General features: G+C 71.0%; 6 protein-coding genes. All 6 read right to left on the reverse strand.

Annotated features, from left to right (window positions below; genetic code table 11):
* Positions 1-617 (reverse strand): ATP-binding cassette domain-containing protein (locus D1643_RS08915; protein ID WP_370520323.1); only part of this gene is annotated, 617 nt, incomplete at its 3' end.
* 13 nt (positions 618-630) lie between these two features.
* Positions 631-1,560, reverse strand: a complete 930-nt coding sequence (locus D1643_RS08920) for an ABC transporter permease (protein ID WP_160710289.1) — start codon at positions 1,558-1,560, stop codon at positions 631-633.
* Positions 1,553-2,575, reverse strand: a complete 1,023-nt coding sequence (locus D1643_RS08925; RefSeq protein ID WP_160710290.1) for an ABC transporter permease — start codon at positions 2,573-2,575, stop codon at positions 1,553-1,555. The genes D1643_RS08920 and D1643_RS08925 overlap by 8 nt, the downstream gene beginning before the upstream one ends.
* A 4-nt stretch (positions 2,576-2,579) precedes the next feature.
* Positions 2,580-4,256, reverse strand: a complete 1,677-nt coding sequence (locus D1643_RS08930; protein ID WP_370520324.1) for an ABC transporter substrate-binding protein — start codon at positions 4,254-4,256, stop codon at positions 2,580-2,582.
* A 1,620-nt stretch (positions 4,257-5,876) separates the two neighbouring features.
* Positions 5,877-6,200: an AzlD domain-containing protein gene (locus D1643_RS08935; RefSeq protein ID WP_160710291.1), complete on the reverse strand. Its 324-nt coding sequence runs from the start codon at positions 6,198-6,200 to the stop codon at positions 5,877-5,879.
* Positions 6,197-7,279: an AzlC family ABC transporter permease gene (locus D1643_RS12275; protein ID WP_370520325.1), complete on the reverse strand. Its 1,083-nt coding sequence runs from the start codon at positions 7,277-7,279 to the stop codon at positions 6,197-6,199. The genes D1643_RS08935 and D1643_RS12275 overlap by 4 nt, the downstream gene beginning before the upstream one ends.
* Positions 7,280-7,763: the final 484 nt, after the last annotated feature.

Raw genomic sequence — 7,763 nt, forward strand, 5'->3', positions numbered from 1 at the left:
TCGGCGCGACGGGCGGCGTCGGCGCGGCGGGCGGCCCCGCGGCCCCGCGGCACGCCCTCCACCTGGCGTCCGACGGGCATGAGCGGGTCGAGGCTCGCCACCGACTGGGGCACGAGGGCCACGCCGGCCCCCCGCAGGGCCGCCAGGGACGCGCTGTCCTGGGGCTCGCCGTCGAACCAGATGCGCCCGCGCACGGAGGCGTTGGGCTCGAACAGGCCCAGCACCGCGTCGGCCAGCAGGGTCTTGCCCGACCCCGACGCGCCCACCACGGCCACGATCTCGCCCTCGTGGACGGAGACGGACAGGTCGTGGATGACCTCCACGTCGCGCTGAGGCGCGCGGAAGAACGGGGCCGCCTCGTCGTCGTACATCCGGAAGGACACCGAGAGCCCCTCCACCTGCAGCAGGTGATGGCCGTGGCCATGGCGCGAGCCGGCGGCGTGGGAGTGGTGGTGATGCGTCGGCGAGGCGCCGTGGTCGAGGGCCTCATGGGGCGCGCCAGCGGCGGCGGGATCGGCCGAGGGCGCCGCCTCCGCGACCTCCGCGGGAGATGCCAGGCTGCAAGGCGCCTGCTCCGCGACAGAGGCGCCAGGGGCGCGCCCCAGCTCCTTCTCCACAGCCCTCACCTTCCTACTCCTGGGCGCCATGGGGATCCACCAGCTTTCTCAACGAGCTTCCCACCAGGTCGAACAGCATCACGACGGCTACGAGCGCCAGGCCCGGGAACACCGCGAGCCACCACATGCCCGCCGAGAGGTAGCCCATGGCCTCGGACAGGATGACGCCGATGGCGGGCAGGTCGGGGGGCAGGCCGAAGCCCAGGAAGGTGATGGCGGCCTCGTGGAGGATGGCGTGGGGGAACAGCAGCACGAGCCCCACGATGAACTGCGGCAGCACGTAGGGGACCAGGTGGCGCCAGGCGATGGCCGGCGGCGAGGCGCCCAGGCGGCGGGCGGCGGCCACGTAGCCGGACTGGCGGCACTGGAGGATCTCGGCGCGCAGGATACGCGTGAGGCTGGGCCAGTGGGTGAGCGCCACGCCCACGGCGACGCCCCAGAACCCCTTGCCCAGGGCGAAGGAGATGAGGATGAGGAGCACGATGTGGGGAATGCCCATCATGAGGTCGATGAGCCAGCTCACCACGGCATCGGCCCAGCGCGGGCCGAGGGCCGCGGCGGTGGCGAGCGCCAGGGCGATGAGGGCCGAGGCCACGGCGGCGGACAGCCCCACCACGACGGAGACGGCCAGGCCCGAGACGGTGCGCAGGAGCATGTCGCGGCCGAGCCAGTCGGTGCCGAAGGGGTGGGCCCCCGAGGGGGCGAGGGCCTTGCTCGCGAAGTCCACGCGCGACGCCTCGGGGGCCAGGGCCAGGCCCGCGGCCACCACGGCGATGAGCGCGGCGGCCCCCAGGACGGCCAGGGCCAGGGCGGCGCGGCGGTTGGGCAGCCGACGCTCGCGCGGAGCGGAGAGCAGGGGAACGGCATCGGCGCAGGGGGCGTCGGCCACACAGGGGACGGGGGCGGTGCGGACGGCGTCGGCGGCGCCTTGCAGGTCAGCCACGGGCGATCCCCTCCCCTCTTGGCGGGCGGGCGGAGGCGGTGGCGCGGGAGACGCGCAGGCGCGGGTCCACCAGGCCGTAGACGAGGTTGGCCGTCAGGTTGCCGGCGAACACGAGGGCCGCGGACACAAGGGCGATGCCGGCCAGGAGCTCCACGTCGCCGCCGAGGCCCGCGGTGACCGCCGCCTGGCCCAGGCCCGGGTAGGAGAAGACCTCCTCCACCAGCACCGAGCCGCCGAAGATCTCGGCCACCTGGGCGAACTGGAGGGTCACGGCGGGAAGCGCCAGGTTGCGCAGCCCGTGACGCGTCATGGCGCGCGCCGGCGAGAGCCCGCGCGCCCGGGCGAAGCGGAACCACTCGCTTCCCATCACGTCGAGGGCCTTGGCCCGCGTGTGCAGCGCGATGTTGGCCACCCCCGTGAGCGAGAGCGTGAGCGCCGGCAGCGCCACGTGACGCAGGGCATCGAGGAGCGTGACGTCGGCCGCCGCCTTCCCCACCGGCACCGAGAACCCGAGCGGGAGCCAGCCCAGGCCCACGGCGAACACCGTCAGCAGGAGCAGCCCCACCCAGAACGTCGGGGACGACGCCAGGACGAAGCAGTAGGCGCGCACCGCCCGGTCGAGCCGACGGCCGCGCCGCAGGGCGGCGGCCACCCCCAGGGCGAAGCCGAGCACGCCGCTCACCACCCAGGCGATGCCCATGAGCGCCAGGGAGTTGCCCGCGCGCTCGGCGATGACTTGGGCCACCGGCTGGTTGTACCGCAGCGACGTGCCCAGGTCGCCCTGGGCGAGGGCGCCGGCCCAGGCGGCGTAGCGCTCGGGCCACGGCGTGTGGGCGCCCCAGCGCTCGGCCAGGGCGGCGCGCTTCTCGTCGCTCATGCCCAGCAGGGCCGCCTGGCCCAGGTTGGCCTGGAGCGGGTCGATGGGCGACAGATCCACCAGCACGAAGACGGCCAGGCTCACCGCTAGCATGAGCAGGACGAAGCGGCCTATGGTTCCCAGGACGAAGCGCGCCACGGCCCTACGCCCAGCTCCAGCGGTCGATGTTGTTCACGAGCGACCAGCCATGGCCGTGGGGATGCGGCTTCTGGGCCGCCACGACCAGGCCCTCCCGCTCGAAGTAGAGATGATCGACGTTGGCGAGCCACACCCAGGTGGCCGCGCCCTCGGGCGCCACGCCCGTGCGCGTCTCGGGATCCCACTGCGCGCGCTGGTAGAACGGGTAGGACGCCTCGACGGTCGGCTGGGCCTGGGCTGCAGCGAGGGCGGCGTCCACCTCCGGGCTCTCGTAGAGCGCGTAGTTTCCCCAGCCGTCCGAGTACGTGAGCTCGTAGAGCTCAACCGGCGAGTTGGACCCCCAGCCCCAGAGCACCGGGTCGGCGTACTGCCGCAGGTAGATGTCGTCCCAGCTGGCACCGCGCGGGCTCACCGCGATGCCGAGGGCGGCGCACTGCTCGGCGAAGTCGTAGGCGAGGGCCTGACGCGTGGAGTCGCCGGCGGAGTAGTACAGGTCGAAGGCGCAGCGCACCCCGTCGCGGACGCGCACGCCATCAGCCCCCGGCACCCAGCCGGCCGCGTCCAGGAGCGCGGCGGCGGCCTCGACGTCGGTTTCCACGCGCATGGCTTCGCTTGACCAGGGCATCCCGTCGCTCACGCTGTAAGCGGGCGATCCGTAGCCGGCCAGCACGTTGTCGATCATGAGGTCGCGGTCGATGCCGTAGTTGAGCGCCCGACGCACGGCCACGTCGCTCGTGACGGCGTTGCCCGCCGAGTAGGCCATGTCGCCCTCGATCACCACCGGGCCATGATCGGGTCCCACCGTTGGCAGCGAGATGCCGCGGGAGTCCACCGTCCCGCAGACGAGCAGGTCATAGCCGGCCGGGACGCCGCCGGCAAGCGAGGCTGAAGTGTAGGCCACGTCAGCCGTGCCCGACTGGGCGGCGGCGAGCGAGGCGTCCTCTTCCATGAACAGGATGATAACGCGCTCCATCAGGGGCTTCTCGCCGTAGTAGTCGGGATTCGCGCGCAGGATGACCTGCTGGCCGCGATCCCACTGCTCCAGCAGGTAGCGTCCGCTGCCGATGGGATGGGCGCCGTAATCGGGCCCGTAGGCGTGCTCGGGAACGATGCCCACCACGGCGAGCGTGTAGAGCAGCGCGTTGTTGGGCCGCCTCATGCGCAGCTCGACGGTCACGTCGTCGAGCGCGACGGCCTCCTGCACCATGGACAGGTCGGCCTCGGCCGCCTCGCCGTTCACGATGCCGTTGACGGTGAAGGCCACGTCGGCGGCGGTGAGGGGCTCGCCGTCAGTGAAGCGCACGTCATCGCGGATGGTGAACGTCCAGGTCATGCCGTCATCTGAGCAGCCGTAGGACGTGGCCAGGTCGTTGACGAACTCGAGGTTGTCGTCGGTGGTGATGAGGGTGGACTGGACGAGCGGCTCGTGGACGTGCTCGCCGGCTCCCCAGCCCACCAACGGATCGAAGCCCCCCGCCGGCTCAGACCCCGGCGTCATGGTGATGACCACCTGGCCCGGCGTCGCGCTGGAGCCCGACCCCTCCCCCGATCCCGAGGTTGCAGGAGCCGGGTCGTCCTGCCGCGCGCAGCCGCCCATGAGCGCGCCAGCTGACAGGGCGCCGGCTGCGCAGGCCGCTGCCCGCATGAAACTGCGTCGAGTAATAGGGGTAGTGGAAGCCACGGGCGTCTCCTCTCGCTCGCCGGCAGCCGGACGCTGCCGCGATGATCGCTTTGCGGTGTTACGATTCTCTGATGCGTAACACATGATAGCAGTCGAGCGCCCCGTCGGTGTTACGATTTCCAAATGCGTAACCTCGCTAGGCGAACGGCACCCCACCCTCCCCCAACGGCCGCCCCCCTCCCCACCGGCCGAAAGACGCCCATCACAAGAAGAACGCACGCGAGACGGCAGGGAAAGCGCCTGCGCACGAGGGGGCAGAGGGGGCGCCCGCGCGCGAGGAGACGGGGGGCGCCCGCGCGCGAGGAGACGGGGGGCACCCGCGCGTGAGCGGACGCGCGCGAGGAGGTGGAGGGGCTCACCTGCGAGGAGACGGAGGGGGCGCCCGCGCGTGAGACGGCGCGCGCGAGGAGGTGGAGGGCTCACCTGCGTGGGAGCAAGAAGGCGCTGTCTCGAATGGCAGGATGGGAGGGTGGCAAAGGGGCGCCCTTCCGTGAGAGGCGGAGGGAGGAGGGGCGCGAGGGGGGGGCAGAGGGGACGCCGCGGGAAGAACGCGGGAGAACGAGAGTGTCGAGCGAGGAGGCCGGCGGACAGACGAGCTGCGCGCCCGCCCGAGGCGCTCCGCCTGGCGGCCGACCCCGCCGCCGCACGTGAGAGCATTCCCGCAAACCAGCAGCATCCCTCGTTTCTCCGGCAGATAAAGGCGACGAAATGTTTCATGTGAAACATTCGTACGTAGGAAAACGTGGCTTTTCGAGCCAAATCGCCCCGTATCCAGCTGCCTTCCCACCCCCTCAGCACCTCTTCGCTCCCCGGGCGATTCCGCCTCTTACGCAGTGCAGGCGGCGCTTGTCGGCTGCGGTGATGCAGGCGGCGACCTCCTTCTCTCTCGCTTCTCACGCAGCGCAAGTGCACCTGTCGTGCAAAATGTTTCACGTGAAACATTCGTACGCCTCTAATGACAACGCGACGCCAAGAAGCCCTACGCAGGCGACGGCTGCGGCGCCTCCTTCGCCCGCGCCACCCCCCCTGCCCTCTATCCCCGCTAGCCCCAAGCCCCATCAATCTTCGCAGTCCGAGCACCCGCGCCTATCCGTCGTCACGACCCTGCCCAAGGACTCGGCCACCCTCGCAGCTCAGCCATCAGCATGTCCATCTCCCCTTCGATCCGAGCGCCCACCCGTCTATCCATCCTCGCAGCCCGCCTACCCGCACCCCACCAACCATCATGCCCAGCCATCCGCCCCCCCCATCGGCCTCACGCCCAGCCATCCGCCCCACATCGGCCTCACGCCCAGCCATCTGTCCCCCATCGTCCCTCGCAACCTGAGCGCCCACGCGCGCGCCAACCCTCGCTGCCTGAATGCTCGCATGCCATTTGCCTTCGAAACCCCGAGGATTGGACAAAAGTTCTCTATATCTAACTATTTGCTCGTTTTTTGTTTCACGTGAAACACTCGAAGAAGACAGCAGGGTCCTCGCCCGCTGTCCCATGGAATTCATCCCCGAGAAGCCACCCCTGGGGAGCCACCTCCGAGAAGCCGCCCCTGAGAAACCGCCCCTTATCAAAGGCGCGCGGATAGCAAGCCGCATCGTCGGCTTTCCCGCGCGATGACGCGAGCGTCAGATGAGCGTGAGCAGGGCGTAGGAGACGACGCCGGCTACCGCGCTCCACAGCAGCGAGCGCGTCTTGCAGGCGACCAGCACCACGCACAGGGCGGCGACGAGCGGGATAGCCGCGGGCCACAGCCCTCCGGCGAACATGCCCGGCGTCAGCAGGTCGTTGGCCACCAGGGCGGCGAAGGCGGCGGGCGGAATGAAGCCGAGCGCGCGGCTGAGCATCGGCGGCAGCTCGCGGCCCTTCAGCAGGAACAGCGGCAGCACGCGACATGCGAGCATCGTCAGCGCGCACACCACAAGCACGACCCAGAACTCCTCCCAGCTCATCGCCGCGCGCCTCCTTCCGCGTCCTCTGCGGCGAGCTTCTCACCCGCGGCGCCGTTGGCCGCCGCCTCACGCACGCTCGCCACGTCACCGTCCGAAGCGCCCCGGGCGTTCGGTGCGGCCGCCGCCTTCGGCAGGCGGCTCGCATCCGTACCGCACGCCCCGGGCTTCGCCCGCTCGCCCTCCAGCGCCGCATCCGCATCTCGCATACCAGCCGCCGCGCGCCGACCAGCAGCATCCGCGTGCACGTCCGCCGCGCCCGCGCGAGCACTCGCCTCGCACCAGGCATCCGTCCTGCGCCCCGCGTCCTCTTCCGCCCGCTCTCCGGCAGCCGCACCCCGGGCTCCGCCCACGCCTTGCGGCGTTTCCCCCACGTGCTCGCCCTTCGCACTCCCCGCACCATCCCCACCGCTCAGGGCGGCATCCATCTGGGCGGACTTCGCGACGATGCGCCGGTCGCGCAGGCTCGCGTAGGCCATGGCGCCCGCGACGCCCAGGAGCGCGCCCACCAGGATGGCGGGCCCGGTGAGGCCCACGGCCTTGCACAGGTACACACCTGCCATTGCCAGCACAATGGCCACGATGTTGGCCGAGGTCATCCGCTGGGTCACGAGCAGGCAGATGAAGATGGCGGTCATGGCGAAGGCCGCGATGTTGAGCGGGATGCCGATAGCACCGCCCACGAGCACGCCCGCCACGTTCGACAGCGCCCACGAGCTCTGCGAGAACAGGTTCACCATGAGCGCGCGATCCACCGACCAGCCGCCTTCGGCGAACTTGGCCGTGGACACGCCGTAGGACTCGTCGGTCACCGTGGCGGCGAAGAGAAACGCCAGGCGCTTGGAGACCCCCTGGCACTCCGGCGCGAAGGAGGCCGCGTAGAGCATCTGGCGCGTGTTGACGAGCGAGACGCTCGCGATGATGGAGGCAAGCGGCGAGGCAGCCAGGTACATGTTGGGGATCATGAACTGCCCGGCGCCGGAGTAGAACAGCGCCGAGAGCAGGAACACCTGCAGCGCGTTCAGGCCGATGGAGTCGCACAGGATGCCGCAGGGTATGCCGATGGCGACGTACCCCAGCATGATGGGCACGGCCGCCTGGAAGGCATCGCGTATGTGGTCTCGGCAAATCACAGCCTGCCCATTATAGCCATTCGCTCCTTCCCCCGCGAGGTGCTCTCGACGACGTGCGGCCGGGAAGAGAGACGCCTCGGGGACGCGACGCCTGCCGCAGCGCGCCGTCGCGCAGCCGCGCGCCGCAAAATGGCCAAAAATGACGACCTGACGACAAGCAACCGGCGGAAACGCGATCCTGCCGCGCGCCCTGGCGAACGTCGCAGAGCGCGACCTGGGGTTTTACGCGCCATCCGCACGGCTTAGGCCCCGACGGGGGCACAGCCACGTCGTCAAGTCGTCATTTTTGGCCCCGTTAGCGTCGGAGAACGTACTTGCCGGCCGGTCCGAACGCACCCGCCGGCCGCTCCGGTCGCGCCGGCTGCGCCCGCCGCTCGGTCGCGACCGCCGGTCAGCTGCACCAGTCGCGCCCGCCGGCCGCCGGCCGCCCTGG

It is taken from the genome of Enterorhabdus sp. P55 (assembly GCF_009911695.1).
Taxonomy (GTDB): Bacteria; Actinomycetota; Coriobacteriia; order Coriobacteriales; family Eggerthellaceae; genus Enterorhabdus.